The organism is Streptomyces sp. NRRL WC-3618 (assembly GCF_001280005.1).
Lineage (GTDB): Bacteria > Actinomycetota > Actinomycetes > Streptomycetales > Streptomycetaceae > Streptomyces.
Genome location: NZ_LGDW01000467.1, coordinates 153379 through 171253 on the forward strand (window position 1 = coordinate 153379; position 17875 = coordinate 171253).

The 17875-nt window shown below is 72.0% G+C and carries 13 protein-coding genes and 1 pseudogene; 4 read left to right on the forward strand and 10 right to left on the reverse strand.

Going from position 1 to position 17875, the window contains the following annotated elements; all coding sequences use genetic code 11:
• Window positions 1–6 precede the first annotated feature (6 nt).
• The 6 genes from efeB to ADL01_RS34900 form a co-directional block, all read right to left on the reverse strand.
• Window positions 7–1326, reverse strand: coding sequence for an iron uptake transporter deferrochelatase/peroxidase subunit (efeB, locus tag ADL01_RS34875; protein ID WP_053746056.1), 1320 nt, complete (start codon window positions 1324–1326; stop codon window positions 7–9).
• 8 nt (window positions 1327–1334) lie between these two features.
• Complete coding sequence (locus ADL01_RS34880; RefSeq protein ID WP_053746057.1) at window positions 1335–3329, reverse strand: copper resistance CopC/CopD family protein; 1995 nt, start codon at window positions 3327–3329, stop codon at window positions 1335–1337.
• A gap of 19 nt (window positions 3330–3348) precedes the next feature.
• The gene (locus ADL01_RS34885; protein WP_053746058.1) at window positions 3349–3807 is read right to left on the reverse strand and encodes a copper chaperone PCu(A)C; all 459 of its coding nucleotides are present in this window, start codon (window positions 3805–3807) and stop codon (window positions 3349–3351) included.
• Window positions 3804–4457: an SCO family protein gene (locus ADL01_RS34890; protein WP_053746059.1), complete on the reverse strand. Its 654-nt coding sequence runs from the start codon at window positions 4455–4457 to the stop codon at window positions 3804–3806. Before ADL01_RS34890 ends, ADL01_RS34885 begins: the two co-directional genes overlap by 4 nt.
• 121 nt (window positions 4458–4578) lie before the next feature.
• Window positions 4579–5322, reverse strand: coding sequence for a YcnI family protein (locus tag ADL01_RS34895; RefSeq protein ID WP_053746060.1), 744 nt, complete (start codon window positions 5320–5322; stop codon window positions 4579–4581).
• Between the two features lie 206 nt (window positions 5323–5528).
• On the reverse strand, window positions 5529–6353 hold the full coding sequence (locus ADL01_RS34900) for a hypothetical protein (protein WP_053746061.1): 825 nt from the start codon (window positions 6351–6353) through the stop codon (window positions 5529–5531).
• 261 nt (window positions 6354–6614) lie between these two features.
• Here ADL01_RS34900 and ADL01_RS34905 point away from each other — a divergent pair, with 261 nt between their 5' ends.
• The 4 genes from ADL01_RS34905 (at window position 6615) to ADL01_RS34920 (ending at window position 11129) form a co-directional block, all read left to right on the forward strand.
• Window positions 6615–7091: an ATP-binding protein gene (locus ADL01_RS34905; RefSeq protein WP_053746062.1), complete on the forward strand. Its 477-nt coding sequence runs from the start codon at window positions 6615–6617 to the stop codon at window positions 7089–7091.
• A gap of 475 nt (window positions 7092–7566) precedes the next feature.
• On the forward strand, window positions 7567–7902 hold the full coding sequence (locus ADL01_RS34910; protein WP_107091077.1) for a hypothetical protein: 336 nt from the start codon (window positions 7567–7569) through the stop codon (window positions 7900–7902).
• A 183-nt stretch (window positions 7903–8085) separates the two neighbouring features.
• Window positions 8086–8820, forward strand: a complete 735-nt coding sequence (locus tag ADL01_RS34915) for an ABC transporter ATP-binding protein (protein WP_053746063.1) — start codon at window positions 8086–8088, stop codon at window positions 8818–8820.
• Window positions 8817–11129: a permease gene (locus ADL01_RS34920; protein ID WP_234354896.1), complete on the forward strand. Its 2313-nt coding sequence runs from the start codon at window positions 8817–8819 to the stop codon at window positions 11127–11129. Before ADL01_RS34915 ends, ADL01_RS34920 begins: the two co-directional genes overlap by 4 nt.
• Window positions 11130–11621: 492 nt before the next feature.
• Here ADL01_RS34920 and ADL01_RS34925 read toward each other — a convergent pair.
• The 4 genes and pseudogenes from ADL01_RS34925 to ADL01_RS34940 all read right to left on the reverse strand — a co-directional run bounded on the left by ADL01_RS34925 (window position 11622) and on the right by ADL01_RS34940 (window position 17367).
• Window positions 11622–12851 (reverse strand): annotated as a pseudogene (locus ADL01_RS34925) (MFS transporter).
• Window positions 12852–12951: 100 nt separating this feature from the next.
• On the reverse strand, window positions 12952–14310 hold the full coding sequence (locus ADL01_RS34930; protein ID WP_199835001.1) for a PLP-dependent aminotransferase family protein: 1359 nt from the start codon (window positions 14308–14310) through the stop codon (window positions 12952–12954).
• Window positions 14311–14397: 87 nt separating this feature from the next.
• Window positions 14398–15864, reverse strand: a complete 1467-nt coding sequence (locus ADL01_RS34935) for an aminopeptidase P family protein (protein WP_053746084.1) — start codon at window positions 15862–15864, stop codon at window positions 14398–14400.
• Between the two features lie 87 nt (window positions 15865–15951).
• A complete protein-coding gene (locus ADL01_RS34940; protein ID WP_199835002.1) occupies window positions 15952–17367 on the reverse strand; it encodes a PP2C family protein-serine/threonine phosphatase in 1416 nt (471 codons plus the stop codon).
• Window positions 17368–17875 lie beyond the last annotated feature (508 nt).

Genomic DNA, 17875 nt, shown 5'->3' on the forward strand with positions numbered 1-17875 from the left:
CGGGCGTCATCCCTCCAGCAGCCGCTGCCCCACGTACTCCCCCTCGGCCGCGCCGCCCGGCACCGCGAACAGCCCGCTCGACTCGTGCCGAATGTACGTGGACAGCGCGTCGCCCCGGTCGAGCTTGCGCTGGACAGGGACGAATCCGCGCAGCGGGTCGGCCTGCCAGCACACGAAGAGGAGCCCCGCGTCGGGCGTTCCGTCCACGCCGATCCCGTCGTGGAAGGAGAACGGGCGCCGCAGGATGGCCGCGCCCCCGTTCTCGTCGGGGCGGGTGATCCGGGAGTGGGCGTTGATGGGGACCACCAGATCGCCGTTGGCGTCGACCTTCTCCAGGTCCATCGCGGTCGTCTCGGTCCCGCCGCTGAGCGGCGCCCCGTTCGCCTTCCGCCGCCCGATGACGTCCTCCTGCTGCTTGAGCGACAGCTGCTCCCAGTCGTCGAGAAGCATGCGGATGCGGCGTACGACGGCATAGGAGCCGTTCGCCATCCAGGAGGGTTCGCCGGAGGCGGGTACGAAGATGCGCTTGTCGAAGTCGGGCTCGGACGGCTTCGGGTTGCGGGTGCCGTCGATCTGGCCCATCAGGTTGCGGGCGGTCATCGGCCGTTCGGTGGCGCCCGGCGACCGGTTGAAGCCGTTCATCTGCCAGCGGACGCGGGCCGCGCTGCCCGCGTCCTTCTGGATCGCGCGCAGGGCGTGGAAGGCGACCAGGGCGTCGTTCGCGCCGATCTGGACCCACAGGTCGCCGTTGCTGCGGGCCTTGTCGAGGTGGTCGGAGGAGAACTCGGGCAGCGGATCGAGCGCCACCGGGCGCTGCTTCTCCAGCCCGGTGCGGGCGAAGAAGCCGTATCCGAAGCCGAAGGTGATGGTCAGGGACGAGGGCCCCGCGTCCCGGGCGACATCCGTGTCGTCGTGCGCGGCGGCCTCGCCCGCCATGAGCCGCTGGGCGGTGTCGGACCAGCGGCGCAGCAGCGCGGCAGCCTCCTTGCGGCCGGAGCCCGCCGCCAGGTCGAAGGCGACGAGGTGGCCGCGGGCCTGGAGGGCGTCGGTGATGCCGGCCTGATGTTTCACGTGAAACATCGCCCTGTCCGCGCCCACCGAAGTAAGCGCCAGGGACTGGCCGGGTGAGCCGGAGGAGTCGGCGTCGGAGGAGCCGACGGCGTAGCCGGTGGCCCCGCCCGCCGCACCGAGCACGAGCCCAGTGGCACCGGCGGTGCCGAGCAGCCGCCGACGCGAGATGCCCTGCTCGGGCTTCCCGTCGGCGCTCCCCGCGGCGGGTTCACCGCTGCTTTCCTTGTTGCTTTCCTTGATGGACTGGTCAGCCATGGTGCGGTTCAGCCGATCTGCGCGTTCTTGTCGACGGTCACTTGGTCGATGTCGGAGGTCCGTACGGTCACGGCGATCTTCCAGTCGCCGGCCATGGGGATCTGGACTTCGTTCGCCGTCCAGTGTCCGGTGGCGACGCGGTCCGGGTTCACGGGCAGCGGTCCGAGGTTCTTGGCGGTGAGAGTGAAGGCGACCTTCACCTCGGGCACGTCGAACGCCCTGCCGTTGGGCCGCTCCACATAGACGTGCATGACGTTGCCGCCGACGCGGGCGGGGTTGATGTCGAGCCGTACGAGGCCCTTGCCGTCCTGGCCGCCGGTGTCGAAGGGCATGTCCAGGGTCAGGGCGCCCGTCCCGTCCGGGTCCGAGGAGGAAGAGGACGACGACGAGGAGGACGATGCCGAGGTGGCGGCCTTGGCCTCCTCCTCCGTCCGGCCCGGTTCGGTGGACGTCAGCACGGTCGTGACGGCCAGCAGGACGACGGCGACGCCCGCCTCCGCGAGCACCGAGCGGCGCAGCCCCGAGCGCAGCGGGTCGGCGTTGCGCAGCCGCTTGAGCCGCGCGGTGTCCACGGCGGCCCGCTGCCGGGCGAGCTGGGTGGCCCGCTTGGCGTCCGAGCCGCCGGCGGCGCCCGCCGCGACCGGTTCCTTCTCGGGGTCGGCGGCCTGGTCCTCGGTGGACTCGGCCGCCTCGGTCGTGGCGGTCTCCGGCAGTTGGGCGGTCCAGCGGCGCGAGATGTAGGCGATGCCGACGAGGACGATGACCAGGCCGATCTTGACGAGCAGCAGCTGACCGTACGAGGTGTCGGTGAGCGCCGACCAGGAGCCGAGCTGGCGCCACGACTGGTAGACGCCGGTCGCGACCAGCGCCAGCACGCTGCCGAAGGCGACGCGGGAGAAGCGGCGTACGGCCGAACCCTCGATCGGGGTGTCCGCGGGCGCCCGGAAGAGGGCGACCAGGAGTGCCGAGAGTCCGCCGAGCCAGGTGGCGACGGCCAGCAGGTGCATCACGTCGACGGGCATCGCGATGTCGGACTGGAGGCCGGTCGAGGCGTGTTCGGCCAGCGCCCAGGTGGCGGCCAGCCCGATCGCCACGACACCGCCGCCGATGCCGAGCCCGAAGGTGAGGTCCCGCCGCGCGGAACTGTCGTCGAGCTCCGCCCGGTTCTCGCCGTCTTCTCCTTCTTCCCCGGCCTCGTCGTCCGCCGGCTCGGGCCGGGCGTACGCCCCGAAGAGGACCGCGATGAACAGGGCGCCGGCCGCGAGCAGCAGCAGCCGGGAGACGAGGGCGGCGCCCGTCTTGGTCTGGAGGACGTCCCCGAGCAGGCCCAGGTCGAAGATGGCACCGACCTTGCCGGAGCCGGTGTACGAGCCGCGCATCAGCAGCAGCGCGAGCGTGGCCGCGGTCATCGCGAGCCACCCGGAGACGACGAGCCGCTGCAACGCCCGTACGCCTGCGCCGCGCTGCCAACAGGCGAGGACGAAGGCGGCGCCGCCGACCATGACGATGAAGCCGGCGTAGGAGACGTACCGGCCGAAGCCGTAGAGGGCACCGACGACTCCGCCGCCCGCCGTCTGGTCGGAGACCGAGACGGAGGTGACGGAGGGGGCGCCGATGGAGAAGGTGAACGCGCCGGCGACGGGGTGACTGTCCGCCGAGACGACCTGGTAGGCGACGGTGAACGTGCCGTCGGGCAGGCCGGCGTGGAGCGGGACGCCGTACGTCGTGCCGCTCAGCTCGGTCGCCTTGCCGGTGTCGACGCGCTTGCCCTGGGGGTCGAGCACGCGGAACGCGCCGTCGGAGAGCGCGACCTTCTCGGAGAAGGTCAGCGTCACCTGGGTCGGGGCCTTGTCGACCACCACACCCTGCTGCGGGGCGCTGCCGGTGAGCGCGGCGTGTGCGGAGGCAGGCGCGGCGCCGGCCAGCCCGGCGAGCAGCGCGGCGGCGGCCGCGAGGAACAGCAGCACCAGGGGCCGTACGCGGCGTGCGATGGTCTGTGTCACGGTGATCCCTCCCTCGGTCTCAGTGTCCGGTTTTCGGGTTGTACGTCGCCGACTTCACCGGCATCTCGACGGTGATCGGCGAGGTTTTGGCAAAGTGCAGCTGGACGGAGACCTTCTCGCCCTCTCGCGGCTTGCGCTTGAGCTGCTCGAACATCAGATGGTCGCCGCCGCTTTGCAGGACGAGTTCGCCGTGGGCCGGGATGTCGAGGCGCTCGGCCTCCTCCATGGTCTGCCCGACGGTCTTGTGCACGGTGACCGCGCCGGCGACCTCGCTGGTGACGCGGGTGAGTGTGTCACCGGCGGCGCCCTTGTTGGTGATGACGAGGAATCCGGCCGCCATGGAGTCCGAGACGGGCTGGGGCATGTAGGCGGCGCCGACGGACAGTCCGGCGCCGTCCCCGGAGTCCGAACTCCCGCACCCGGCGAGGGCGAGCGCCCCGGCGAGCGCGGCGGCTGTCGCGACGGAGAGCCGCCTCACGGGTTCTGCCCCTTGATGATCTTGGGGAGGTCCTTGATGTAGTCGTCGACGGTGGCGTCCTCGCCGTACAGGACATAGCCGCCGTCGGTCTTCGGGGAGAAGGCGATGACCTGGGTGCCGTGCATCGAGATCGTCTTGCCGTTCTTGTCCTTCGACGTCGGCTCGATGGAGATGCCGAGGGTGCGGGCGCCGGCCTGGATGGTGGCGAAGTCGCCGGTCAACCCGATCACCTGGGGGTCGATCCCCTTGAGCCACTTGCCGAGGGCGGCCGGGGTGTCCCGCTTCGGGTCGGTGGTGACGAACACGATGCGGAGCTTGTCCTGCTCGGCCGGGGACAGCTGCTTCTTGGCGACGGCGATGTTGCTCATCGTCAGCGGGCAGACGTCGGGGCAGTTGGTGTAGCCGAAGTAGATGAGAGTGGGGCGACCCTTGGTCTCCGCGCGGAAGTCGTAGGGCTTGCCCTGGGTGTCGGTGAGCACGAGGTCGGGCTTCTCGAACGGCTGGTCGAGGATCGTGGCGGCCCTGTCCGAGCCGGCCTCGACCGACACATCGGCGACGGACTGGTTGGCATCGTCGCCGCTGCCGCAGGCGGAGAGGGTCAGGGTGGCCGCGACGAGCAGGGCGGACGCGGCGAACAGCTTCTTGCGCATAAGGAGGTTCCCGAAGGTGTGGTTCGTGGGAGGTCCGGCGCGCACCCAACGGGGTGTACGGGACACCGGGGGCGTACGGAGCGACCGCACGCCCCCGGCGCGCACCGGAGGTGAGCGGACGTCAGACGGTGGTGCGGCGACGGCCGGCCAGGACGCCGAAGGCCACGCCCGCGACACCGACGACGATGCCGACGACGGCCAGCACGCGCGCGGTGGTGTCGCTGCTGTCGGCCGGCTCGGCGACGGTGGTCGTGGTCTTCGCGGCGGGCTCCGCGGCCGCGGCGGACTCCTTCGTGGCCGCGGAGGCGCCGTGGTGGCCGCCCTCGGTGGCGGCGGACAGCGCGAGCACCGGGGCGGGGTTGTCGGGCTCCTCGGCGCCGTCCTGCTGGACCTCGATCCAGCGGACGACCTCTTTGTTGGAGTACGTCTGCAGCGCCTTGAAGACGAGTTCGTCGGTGTCCTCGGGCAGCTGGCCGAGGGAGAGCGGGAACTTCTGGAAGAAGCCGGCCTGGATGCCCTTGCCGTCGTTGGCGGTCCAGGTGACCTGGGAGACGGCCTCGGTGATCTTCTTGCCGTGCAGTTCCAGGGGCTTGTCGAGCTTGGCCTTGGTGACCTTGGCGGTCCAGCCGGGGATCGCCTGCGGCATCACCGAGGCGAGCGGGTGGTCCGCCGGGAAGCTGACCTCGAGCTTCGTGGTCGAGGCGTTGTCGCGCTCGTTCGGCACCTTGAAGTTGACGGTCGCGTAGCCGCCCTTGGCGGCGGCGCCCTCGGCCGACACGCTGACGTGGGCGAAGGCGGGGCCTGACAGGGCGAGGACGGTGGCACCGGCGACAGCGGCGGTGGCGGCGATACGGGAAACCTTCATGACGGAAGGCGCTCCACTTCGGGTGAGGTCCGACGGGGTCGGAGTCTCCGACGGGTCGGAGAGTGCGACTGGTCGGAAAGGAAGAGGGACGCGCGGGCGAAAGGGTGCACACGCGCGTGTGCCGCACGACGGCGGCCCATTCCTCCGGCCCTCGGACCCTCGGATCCGAAGACCCAGGGGACCCGACGGGGAGCGGTCGCGTCGTGTCAGGCGGCGAGAACGAGCGGGGCGGTAGGCGGACCGCGCCGGATCACCGTGTGCTGGAGCTCCGTGGCGGACGGGCCGAGGGGGACGAGGGTCCACGCGCTCGGTGCGTGCGGTGCCGTACCGGGCGTACCCGGAAGGCCCGCACGGAGTGCGCGCGCCAGCGCGAGCGCCCCGCGCAGGGATCGTACGAGTGCTCCCTCGGCCACCCCGTGCGCCGACAGCCGCATCAGCCGCAGCAGGGCGAGGTCTCCCCGGCGCAGCAGCCAGCCGGTGGCGACGGCCGCGAGGACGTGACCGAGCAGCATGGGCAGCGTCGGCAGCAGGGCGGTGACCGACCCGGCGGAGGCGAGGGCGTCCGCCTGGTGGTTCATGGACCCCATGTCCATGCCGGCGCTCGTCCCCGTACCGCCAGCGCTGATCCGCGCGTCGGCGAGGATCTGCTGGGCCCGGGCCGGGCTGATGGCCGCGAGCGGCACCCCGCACAGCAGCCGGGCGGCCCGTGCGACGAGGGCGGTGTCCGTCGTGGCGGCCACCGTGGACGACATGGCGTGCTGCCCGATTCCGAACAGGGTGTGCAGGACCGTCTGGCCGACGGCCAGCAGAGCGACGATGCCCGGAAGTGAGCGGGTCCGTCCGGCGAGCGGAGCCGCGCACCCGAGGACCCCGAGGAAACCGGCGCCCAGGGTCCACAGCGGAACGGTGGCGCAGGAGGCGAGGGCATGACCGGCTCCGGCCAGCACGACACAGACCGCGGCGAACACCGCGGCCCTCAGCATCCGGAGGGGGCTTCCGGAGGGCGCTGTGCGCCTGCGGCGGGCAGTCATGGCGGGCTCATCATCGCACTGGCCCCACGGCACCCGTACGGCAGGTCCACAAGGTGGCGTGCGGTCAGGTACCGCCATATATGGGTACGTAAAAAGACGTAAAACCGGAAGGTCGCTTCTGCCTTTTGATGCACTACATACACCGATTGCAGCCCTCGGCGCATCCCCCGTATGGGCGGCATCACGTCAATGGTGTGCTTACACACTGCCACTCGCGGCAATACGTACAGGTATGTCGAGCCGCGGCCTGGAGGCTGGAGCATGAGCATCTGGTGGTCACTCCATCTTCGGCGAGAGGCTGCGAGCGTTCCCCTTGCCAGACGCCTGCTGCTGGGCACCATGGAGACGGCGGGCGTCGACCCCGACATCTGCTACGACCTCTCCGTCGCGCTCAGCGAGGCCTGTGCGAACGCCGTCGAGCACGGCGGGGACGCCGGGCACGGTGACTCCCGCGGGGCCTATCGCGTCACCGCGTACCTCGACGGGGAAAAGTGCCGTATCGAGGTCGCCGACTCGGGGCCGGGCTTCCCGGCGGGTCCCGCGGTCCCCGAGACTCCGCGCCGCCCGGTGCCCGTGGCCGCGGTCCCGTACGACGCGGAGAGCGGCCGGGGGCTGTCGCTGATCGAGGAGCTCGCCGATCACGTCACCATCGGCAACAAGCCGGGCCGGGGCGGGGCGGTGGTCAGTTTCGACAAGATCCTCAAGTGGCAGAAGGGCGCTCCGCTGATGGCGGTGTGACGCGGCGAGTACTTGTCGCGTCGGGTTCGATGGGGTTCACGGTGCCGATGGTTTTCGGTCATTCGCGGCCGGTAGTCATACGTTGCTCGCGACCGCGAACCTCTTGTGCGTTCGCCAATCGTGAGCGCATGACGCATTCGACTCCGTTTCGAATCGGTCGGGCGGGACGGTGGCCGTGATCGGCAACGGCTCCTCGCGGACAGCGAGTTCCGCTTACCCCCGACCGGTGCCCGGCCCTTCCCGATCGCGCCGAGCGCCGACGCGCCGGACGGGCCCTTCGGCAAGATGCCCGGTTCTGCTCTGTGGGGAATAAAGCACCTGTCGGGCCGCGCGGTGCCTGTGTGATGGTTGGGGCCGCCGGGCGGGCCGCGGCACAGGCGCCGTTTCGCGTCCCAACTCCGGTGGCTTTCCAGTCACTTGACGGAATTGACGGCACCTGACGGTCCGTCAGACGCAAGGGGGAAATGTGAACCGAATGAAGGTTGTCGCTGTGGCACTCCTCGCCACCGGCATCGCGCTTCCGACCACCACCGCTGTAGCCCGGAGTGTCACGGGCGGCGGTGTGACCGCCACCGCTCCGTACGGCGGCGACACCGGCAAGATCTCCGTCTACGACGGCAGTAACGACGGCGACCCGGGCAAGGCGGAGTACTACCGCCACGACAGCGCGGGCACCAAGCGCACCCTCTGGAACCACAGCGGTCCCGGGACGCGCGTGATCTCGGGTGACGGCTCGGCCATCATCAAGTTCAAGGCCTGCGACGAGAACGACGGCAGCGGGGACGACTGCTCGGGCTGGGTCGCTCCGTAAGTGCTGCCCCTGGTCGAGCGCTGACCTTGGTCAAGTACTGACCTTGGTCAAGCGCTGACCCTGGTTCCGCCCGCCGGGCCGGCCGTTCCTCGGCCGGCCCGGCGGGTCGCGTCTTGTCGCATCGAGGCATCCGAGTGCCGAGCCGAACAGGCCATCGGCACGGGGGAACGAAGGTGTAAGGACATGAACGAGCGAACGACGGTGGCAGCCGGAGCCCCGACCCGCACCGGCACCACCGCGCGAACCGGCGCCGGACTCCAGGTGGAGGGCCTGCGCTACCGGCTCGGGGACCGCGTCCTGCTGGCCGGCGTCGACCTGGCCGTCGGCCCCGGCCGGTCGGTCGCCGTCACCGGACCGAGCGGGTCCGGCAAGTCGACCCTGCTGACCTGCGTACTTGGCCTGATCGCCCCGGACGAAGGCACGGTCGCCGTCAACGGCCACAGGCTCACCGGGCTGTCGGGGCGGAAGCTGGCGCAGCTGCGTCGGCGACACCTGGGCGTCGTCTTCCAGTTCGGCGAACTATTGCCCGAACTCACGCCTGTGGAAAACGTGGCCCTGCCCGTCCTCCTGGACGGCGGCGATCACGAGGCCGCGTACCGGCGCGCCGTCGAACTCCTGGCCGAACTGGGCGTGCCGCACGACGGTACGCCGACCGGCATGCTCTCCGGCGGCGAACGTCAACGCGCCGCTGTCGCCCGGGCCCTGATCACCGACCCCGACGTCCTGCTCGCCGACGAGCCGACCGGCGCCCTCGACCCGCAGGCCCGGGAGGCCGTGGCCGACCTGCTCTTCGAGGTCACCCGCGACCGGGGCTGCGCTCTGCTCGTCGTCACCCACGACCCCTCGGTGGCCGCCCGCGCGGACCGCACCCTGCGTCTGGAGTCCGGCCTGCTGCGGGAAACCGGGGTGGGCGCGTGAGTACGGACGCCCAGAACTCCGTACCCGGCGCCGATTTCCCTGAGTGGGAGCAAACCCCCTCGCAGTCGCGTATTCCCGCGCAACCTCACACGTCCCGGCAGAGCGGCGCCCCCAGCCCCACCCGCACTGCCGCCACCACTGCGGGCCGGACCGGCGGGAGGCTCTCCGGGCAGCTCATCCGGATGGGGCTCGCGGCCGGCCGCGGCACCCCCGGTGACCGGCTGCGTTTCTGGTCGCTGTGCGCCGCCGCCCTGGCCGTCGCCGTCGTCGCGCTGGCGGGCGTCGCTGCCGTCGCCACCCACGACGGCCGCGACGCGCGGAACACCGCGCGCGGCCCGCTGCTCTCCGACCGGCAGCATGCCGTGGCGTTGTGGCGCGAGGCGTTCGACGTCGTCGGCGAGGTCCAGCACAGCGTGATCTACGTCGAGCCGCTCAAGGCCGGGGCCGCGCCCCCGCCGGGTCTGTCCCGCTGGCCGGCCCCGGGCGAGGCGATGCTCTCCCCGGAGCTGGTCCGCGACGGCCAGGACGAGGGGATCAAGAGCCGGTACGGCCGGTTCGGGGGCACGATCGCCAAGTCCGGCCTCGTCTCTCCGTCGGAGCGGCTGGCGTACGTCAGGGTCGCGCACGACCCGCCCGTGACACAGGACGACTCCTGGTGGTTCGTCCGCGGGTTCGGGCAGGACTACCCGATGGGCGAGGCCCTCAACGGCCGCACCCTCTCCGATGTGCTGCGCCCCTTGGGCGCGCTGACCGGCGTACCGGCGCTGGCGCTGCTCGTCCTCGCCGCGCGGGTCGGCTCGCGCACCAGGGACCGGCGCGGCGGACTGCTCCAGGCGCTCGGCGGGACCTGGCGGCACCGGGCGCTCGTCAACCTCGGCGAGGCGGTGCTGCCCCTGGCGGTCGGCACGGCCCTCGCGGCGCTGGTGCTGCTTCCGGCTCTCGTCACCGACGTACGACTGCCCCCGACCGGCTACCTGCTCGACAGCGGCGACCTGCGGACGGCCTGGCCCCGGTTCGCGCTCGCGCTGCTGCTGTCGTTCGCGGGCTGTCTGGCCGCCGTGGTCCTGCTGCACCGGGTAGGTCGGGACGGAACCGCCACCGGGCCCCGTTCGTTCTCGTCACAGGTGCCGCGATGGCGGCTCGTCGGATGTGGCGTGGGCGTCGCCGCCATCGCGTGCAGCCAGTACGCGGGCGAGGGCGTCGACCTCGCCGTCTTCGTGGGCGGCACCGTCGTGATGTGGGTGCTGCTGCCGTCCGTGGCAGCCGTGGCCAGCCGCGAACTGGGGAAGAAGTTGGCCGTACGAGGATTCCGCGCGGGCCGCGCCGGACAGCTGATCGGCGGACGGTGGACGGCCGCGCACCCCGGTGTCGTGGTCCGGATCTCGGCGGCCATGATCATCGGCCTGGGGCTGGTGTGCCAGCTCGAGGCGGGCAACAGCCGGCTCGGTGACAAGGCCGCCGCGGCGCAGGCGTCACGGGCCCGTGTCGGCGCGAGCGCGCTCAGCGTCCAGAGCCGGTATCTCACACCCCCGGTGATCGAGGACCTGGCCCGAGCGCTCCCGGCGGACTCGCACATCGTCTCCCTCCGGACCGACCAGCCGACCGAGTCGGTGCTCATCCAAGGCTCCTGCGCCGCCTTGCGCTCACTCGCCCTGCCCTGCCCACAGGCACCGGAGGCGGTCCGCAGCGGTGACCCGCGCGTCGCGGAGATCGCCAACTGGTTCGGCCGCAACCCGCACGCCCAGGTCGCCGACCCCGCGAAGCTCGGCGCCGACGCCTTCCAGGGCACGCTTCTCGTCGTCACCGCGCACCCGCGGCCGGGGCTCCAGGCGACGGTCGAGCGGGCGGCGTACGCGCGCGTGCCCGGCATCACCGTCGAGACCCTGGGCGAGACCTGGACCGTCGGCGCCGCCGAGAAGGCCCGGCTGGGCAACTGGGTCCTGCTGTTCGGCTCGACGGGCCTCGCTCTCCTGCTGCTGGCGGGCAGCATCGGCGTGGCGGCGGAGTTCGTCCGGGTGCGGTCGGCGCTGGCGCCGCTCGCCGTCGTGACCGGCAGCGACCGGATCTACCGCTCGGTCGCCCTCTGGCACCTGACGGTCCCGCTGCTCATCTCCACCGCCGTCGCGGCCGTCGTCACCGCCTGGCACTCCCTGTTCTTCACCACGGCGGCACAGGAGGGCGCCACCTTCTCCTGGGGCGTGTACTGGGCGGCGGTGGCGGCGTGCGCGCTGCTGTCCGTACTGATCGGCGCCCTGGGCGCCAGAACGGCGAGCCGGGCAGCGGCCCACTGGCGCCCTACGGCGGACTGACGTACCCGCGCCCGCGACGCGGTACCGGCGCGGTCGGCGCCCGGGGGGTGCGGTGGGCGCGGCGATGCTCCAGCGCACCGGGTCGCTGCACGGGCGGGTGCCACGGCGCTGGCCGCCTTCGGCGACGCCTCCACGCGCGTGTGTGTGGAGGCGGCGTACGAGCCCCCAGGGTCCCCGTACCCGGCGGGCTCGCACACTCGTTCGCTGGTCCACGGCGGGGGGCCATGGCGCTGGCCGCCTTTGGCGATGGCCTCCACGCGCGCGTGTGGAGGCCGTGGGGCGTCAGGCACCCTGCCGGTCAGCTCACCGGCACGGGCTGCCTGACGGCCGCGCCCACCGGGCCGGGGCCCGATGGCGTACGACGCCCACAGGGTCCCCGTACACGGCGGGCCCCCCTTGGGCACGTCCACGGGCGGCGGGTGCCACGGCACGCGTTCGGCGCCGGCCTCCACGTGTGTGTGGAGGCTCTGCGGCGCCGGGTGCCCTTGCCGGTCAGGCCGCCGGCACAGGCTGCCTGGCAGCCGCGCCCACCTCGCCGCCAGCGGCCCACCGTGCCGCAGGTCCCATCGCGTACGACGCGACCAGTGGGACCCCGCCCAGGAGCAGCCAGCCCGGGGTGCCCCAGCCCACCAGCAGGGCGGTGAGGACGAGGGGGCCCGCGGTACGGGCCACGGTGACGCCGGCGCCGAAGAAGCCCTGGTATTCGCCGACCCGGTCGGCCGGAGCCAGGTCGAACGACAGCTGCCAGGACCCCGCCGACTGTCCCATCTCGGCGACGACCTGAAGCACCGCGCCGACCACCAGGACGCCCACACTCACCCAGGGGCTCACCCCGGCCGACAGGACGAACACCGCGCACGCCGCGAGCATGACCCACCCGGAGCGCCGTACCGCGCGCGTGGCCGAACCGAGCCCCGTCACCCCGCGCGCCATCCGCACCTAGAACACCATCACCGCCCCGGTGTTGAGCACGAACAGCGCGGACACGACCCAGGCCGGAGCAGCGGTCCGCTCAGTGATCCACAGGGGGATGCCGAGGCTCAGCAACGGCATGCGCAGCAGCAGCACGGTGTTCAGCAGCGTCACCACGACGTACGGCCGGTCGCGCAGCACCCCGAGCCCGTGCGACGCCGTCGCGGCGACGGGCGCCACCGACGGCAGCCGCAGCAGCAGGCCCGCGCACACCAGGAAACTCACCGCGTCCAGCGCGAACACCCCGAGATACGCCGCCCGCGTCCCGGCGCTCAGTGCGAGGCCGCCGAGCCCGGCGCCCACCGCGAGACCGGCGTTCAGCGTGGACTGGAGGTGGGCGAGCAGCCGTGTCCGGTCCCCGGCCGACACCAGCCCGGCGAGCAGCGCCTGCCGGGCCGCCGCGAGCCCGGACTGCGCGGACGCGTAGGCACAGGCCGCGATCAGGAACGGCACGAAGCCCCGCACGACGAGGAAGGACGCCACCGCGGCTCCCGTGGCGAGCGCCAGCAGTACGGCGGTCCCGCGCGCCCCACGCCGGTCGGCGAGCCGCCCGAGTGGCACCCCGACCAGCGAGCCGACCGCCCAGGCGAGCGTCAGCCCGAGTCCCACGCGCGCGGGGGCGAGCCCGACGACGTGGGTGAAGTAGAGGGCGGAGGTGACGTAGTACGCCCCGTCGCCGACCGAATTGGTCAGCTGGGCCAGGGCGAGCACGCGCTGCGGGCCTGCGGGCGGCACGAGGGAGTTGGTCATACGCACGACGTTAGAAGCCCGGTGGACCGATGGGCAGGCCCAATAGTCGCGCCCTTTCATGGCCCAATTTCCTCCCCGACGGGACCGCGCTCAGCCGCCCTCAGCCGCCCTCCAGAACCCGCCCGAGCACCGCAAGCGCCTCCTCGTAGACCCGCTCCCGAGGCGTCCCGTACCCCACGACCAGCCCCTGCGCCCGCCCCGCCGCCACCGCGCCCGGCTCGTGCCAGTGCTCCCCGAGACACCCCACCGCGAGGCCCGCCTCCGCGGCCCGCGCCAGGATCTCCGCCTCGTCGGCCACCTCCACCAGGGCGTGCAGCCCCGCCGCGATCCCGCGCACCTTCGAACGCGCGCCCAGCAGGTCGACGAGCCGGTCCCGGCGGCGCCGGTAGCGCAGGCGGCACGCGCGCACGTGCCGGTCGTACGCGTGGCTGGTGATCAGTTCGGCGAGGGCCAGCTGACCGATGGTCTCGGTGTGGTGGTCGCTGTGCAGCTTGGCGTCGGCGACCGCGTCGACCAGGTGGGGCGGCAGCACCATCCAGCCGAGGCGCAGGGCGGGCCCGAGCGTTTTGGAGGCGGTGCCGATATAGGCGACCTGCCCCGGAGCCATGCCCTGGAGAGCGCCGACGGGCTGTCTGTCGTACCGGAACTCCCCGTCGTAGTCGTCCTCGACGATCAGCCCGTCACGCGCGCGTGCCCAGTCGGTGAGCGCCCGACGCCGCTCAGGGTGCAGGGTCACGCCGGTCGGGTACTGGTGGGCGGGTGTGACGACGACCGCGGCGACCTCGCGCGGACCCGTCAACCCCTCGACCCGGACGCCCCGTTCGTCGATGCCCACCGGCACGACCCGCCCGCCGGCCCGCCGGACGACCTCCCGGTGGAAGGGCAGCCCCGGGTCCTCCATGGCGATCGAGGCGCCGTCCAGCACACGTGTGAGGAGCGCGAGCCCCTGCACGTACCCGGAGGTGATCACGATCCGCTCCGGGGGCGCGAGCACGCCGCGGGCCCGCCCCAGGTAGTCCGACAGCGCCGTCCGCAGCTCGATCCGGCCGCGCGGATCGCCATAGTCGTACGCCGGGGAGGGCGCCGTCGCGATGGCCCGGCGCAGCGCCCGTAGCCAGGCGTCCGCCGGGAACGTCGCCACGTCCGGGCTCCCGGGCCGCAGATCGAGACGAGGCACACGCGCGCGTGCGTGTGCCTCCGGCGGTTCGGCGCCCACGGATGGCAGCGCGGCCACCTGCGTACCGGCCCCTTGCCGAGCGGTGAGATACCCCTCGGCGACAAGCTGGTCGTAGGCAGCCTTCACGGTCCCTCGGGACACACCGAGTTCGGTCGCGAGCCGCCGAGTGGCGGGCAGCAAGGCGCCGGGTGTCAACCGTCCGTCCCGCACGGCGTCACGCAGGGCCCGCTCGATCCCCGCGCGACGCCCTTCAGCGGCGATCACTTCCAGATGCAGATCCACACCAACCCCCAGGGGCGCGGGGCTGTGGTGAATTTGCGGCTACCGCCGCGTGGGCGCGACCAGCCACGAACTACCCGCAGACGAAACTCAACCCTTGAGGCGCGCCATCCAAGCCTCCACGTCATCAGACCGCCGAGGAAGCCCATCCGACAGATTCCGATTCCCGGACTCCGTCACCAGGATGTCGTCCTCGATCCGCACCCCGATACCCCGGTACTCCACAGGCACGGTCAGATCATCAGCCTGGAAGTAGAGCCCGGGCTCAACCGTCAGCACCATCCCCGGCTCCAACGTCCCGTCGACATAGGACTCCACCCGCGCCGCCGCACAGTCGTGAACGTCCATGCCGAGCATGTGCCCGGTGCCATGCAGCGTCCACCTCCGCTGCAACCCCAGCTCCAGCACCCGCTCCACGGGCCCCTCGACAAGCCCCCACTCCACGATCCGCTCGGCCAGCACCCGCTGCGCCGCATCGTGGAAGTCCCGGTACTTGCCCCCGGGCAGAACGGCCGCGATACCGGCCTCCTGGGCGTCGTACACCGCGTCGTAGATCTTCTTCTGGATCTCGCTGTACGTGCCGTTGATCGGCAGCGTCCGCGTGACGTCGGCCGTGTAGTACGTGTGCGTCTCGACGCCCGCGTCCAGCAGCAGCAGCTCACCGGAGCGCACGGCCCCGTCGTTGCGCACCCAGTGCAGCGTGCAGGCGTGCGGGCCGGCGGCGCAGATGGAGCCGTAGCCGACATCGTTGCCCTCCACGCGCGCGCGGAGGAAGAACGTTCCCTCGATGTACCGCTCACTGGTCGCCTCGGCCTTGTCGAGGACCTTCACCACGTCCTCGAAGCCACGCACCGTCGAGTCGACGGCCTTCTGCAGCTCACCGATCTCGAACTCGTCCTTGACCAGCCGCGCCTCGGAGAGGAAGACCCGCAGTTCCTCGTCGCGCTCGGCGGTGACCTTGTCGGTCAGCGCGGCCTCGATACCGGCGTCGAACCCGCGTACGACCCGCACCGGTCCGGTGGCCTCCGTCAGCGCACCGGCCAGCTCACGCACGTCCGCGGCGGGAATGCCGTACAGCTGTTCGGCCTCGGTGAGCGAGTGCCGGCGGCCGACCCACAGCTCGCCCTGTCCCGAGAGCCAGAACTCGCCGTTCTCGCGGTCGGAGCGGGGAAGGAGGTAGATCGTCGCCTTGTGACCGTCGGCGACCGGCTCCAGGACAAGGACGCCGTCCTCCGTCTGGTTCCCGGTCAGATACGCGTACTCGACCGAGGCCCGGAACGGGTACTCCGTGTCGTTCGAACGCGTTTTCAAATTGCCGGAGGGGATCACCAGACGCTCGCCCGGGAAGCGCGCGGACAGCGCGGCGCGGCGGGCAGCGGTGTGCCCGGCCTGCGCGATGGGCTCGAGACCCGTCAGCTCGGTGTCGGCCCAGCCGGACTTCATGCTCTCGGCAAGCTCGTCGGTCACGCCCGGGTACAGGCCGTTCTTCCGCTGCTTGATGGGCTCTTCGGGCTCGGTCTCAGTCTCCGGGGTCACCGGATTGAGCTCGTCCGCCACGGTCATCCTCCTAGATACGGCACTGGACCCCGTCCATCGTACGGTCGTACGGGACGGGGCCCAGAGGTGCTCCGGACGAGCGGCGGTTCACTCGAACCGCGCCGACAGCAGCACGACGTCCTCCTGACCGTCCGACGCGTCCAGCTCGTCCGGCAGCATGCTCCGTAGGACGTGGTCGGCGATCGCGCCCGGATCGTCCCTCAGTTGCCTGGGTACGCCGGCCGCCGCCGCATGCAGCCGGGAGAAGGCCCGGTCCACCGGGTCGCCGGTTCGGTACAGCAGCCCGTCGGTGTAGAGCAGAACCGTCTCTCCGGGCTCGGTCCGGAACTCCACGCTGGGCGCCTCCCAGCAGGTGAGCATCCCGAGTGGTGCCGACACGGTGGTCTCCACGAACTCCGTGCGCCGCTCGCCGATCACCAGCGGCGGGCAGTGCCCGGCGCCGGCCAGCGTGATCTTGCGCAGCGCGGGCTCGCAGTACGCGAACAGGGCGGTGGCGCAGCGGGCGGGCTCGGTGAGGCGCAGAAGCAGCTCCAGGTCGGAGAGGACCGCCACCGGGTCCTCGCCCTCCATCACGGCGTACGCACGCAGGGAGGCCCGCAGACGGCCCATCGCGGCGATCGCGCTGGGCCCCGAGCCGGTCACCGCGCCCACGGCCAGGCCGAGGGCCGCGTCCGGGAGCGGCAGCGCGTCGTACCAGTCGCCGCCGCCGCGCGGGCCGGTGCGGTGCCGGGCGGCGAGCTGGACACCGGCCGTCCGGGGCAGGCGGGCGGGCAGCAGCTCAGCGGAAATCGTCCGCACGCACGCGCGTGTGCGCTCCACTTCGACCAGCCGGGCCAGGTGCTCGGTCGCGTGCCGCACGTACAGGCCGACGAGGTGGCGCTGGCGTTCGACCGGCTCCGCGGGCTCGTCGTACAGCCAGACGGCGGCGCCGAGGCGGCCCGCGGACTCGGTGGTCAGGGGGAGCGCGTAGCTCGCCGCGTAGCCGAGGCGGGCGGCCACCTCGCGGTGGCGGGGGTCGAGACCGTCCTCGGCGAGGAGGTCGGGGTGTGTGATGTCGCTCTCGCCGCCCGGCAGCCCGGCGGCCGTGTCGAGGAGCTGCCCGTACGGCATCGCTACGCGCGGGATCGTCTCGATGTGCCCGAGGTCGGCGCGGGCCAGCCCCAGGCCGATGGTGGTGTCGGGGCCGAGGCCGTCACCCGGTTCCAGGACGACGAGACCGCGCCGGGCGCCCACGAGAGCGGATCCGGCGCGCAGCAGTTCCTGGAGGGCGTCGGCGAGTGTTGCCGTGCGCGCCAGGCGCTCGGTGAGCTCGTGCAGTGTTGTGAGGTCGGACACCCAGGCGGCGAGGCGGTCCTGCAGAAGGGCACCGGGGCCGTTCGGGCAGGTCAGTGCGTTGGTGTCCGCAGGGGCGGCCGGGGATGCGGGCGCGGGCGCGACAGTGTGTGCGGGCGAGGGAACCGTTGAATCGATTCCAGCCACTTTCGGGAGGTGCGGGGCGTTCATGGCGTCCGGCCTTCCGACCGGCGCTTATTGCTCAATAGCATCGCAAACCCCCATGTGATTCTGCGTCGCTAGCAGTGTCTCCACATGTACACGCACTCGTGAGGGGATGTCCAGCATTGTCCTGCCGGGATTCCTGGTGTCCGTGGGTTTCCCGGTGTCCCCTTGCGAAAAGCCGAAGTTGGCCTAAAACTGACTCGGGTAGTGGGTTATTGAGGTCGACTGGCCTGGTTCGACGGAGCGTTACAGCGGTCTTGATGGGTACGTACTCGGTGAAGGCCAGGGGTGGTTGTGGAAACCGCCCGGAACCTGGCGACGGACCCGGGCGTCTTAACCACCGACGACCGTGCCCCATCCTCCCTTGGCGGAGGCGGAGAGAAACAGCGGGACGGCAAAACGCCAGACTCCGCCACCCCGCGCCATGCCCATGCTTTTGATGAACGCAGTATGGACGCGGACACAGCCAATGCTCGGCGCTCGGCGCACAGGGGGGCTGCCCCTTGCCTCCCAC

What these genes read in the sequence shown, in the direction of transcription:
- ADL01_RS34900 (WP_053746061.1), bottom strand. Translation starts at nt 6,353, where the DNA reads ATGACTGCCCGCCGCAGGCGCACAGCGCCCTCCGGAAGCCCCCTCCGG.
- ADL01_RS34915 (WP_053746063.1), top strand. Translation starts at nt 8,086, where the DNA reads ATGAACGAGCGAACGACGGTGGCAGCCGGAGCCCCGACCCGCACCGGC.
- ADL01_RS34910 (WP_107091077.1), top strand. Translation starts at nt 7,567, where the DNA reads ATGAAGGTTGTCGCTGTGGCACTCCTCGCCACCGGCATCGCGCTTCCG.
- efeB (WP_053746056.1), bottom strand. Translation starts at nt 1,326, where the DNA reads ATGGCTGACCAGTCCATCAAGGAAAGCAACAAGGAAAGCAGCGGTGAA.
- ADL01_RS34905 (WP_053746062.1), top strand. Translation starts at nt 6,615, where the DNA reads ATGAGCATCTGGTGGTCACTCCATCTTCGGCGAGAGGCTGCGAGCGTT.
- ADL01_RS34890 (WP_053746059.1), bottom strand. Translation starts at nt 4,457, where the DNA reads ATGCGCAAGAAGCTGTTCGCCGCGTCCGCCCTGCTCGTCGCGGCCACC.
- ADL01_RS34895 (WP_053746060.1), bottom strand. Translation starts at nt 5,322, where the DNA reads ATGAAGGTTTCCCGTATCGCCGCCACCGCCGCTGTCGCCGGTGCCACC.
- ADL01_RS34940 (WP_199835002.1), bottom strand. Translation starts at nt 17,367, where the DNA reads ATGAACGCCCCGCACCTCCCGAAAGTGGCTGGAATCGATTCAACGGTT.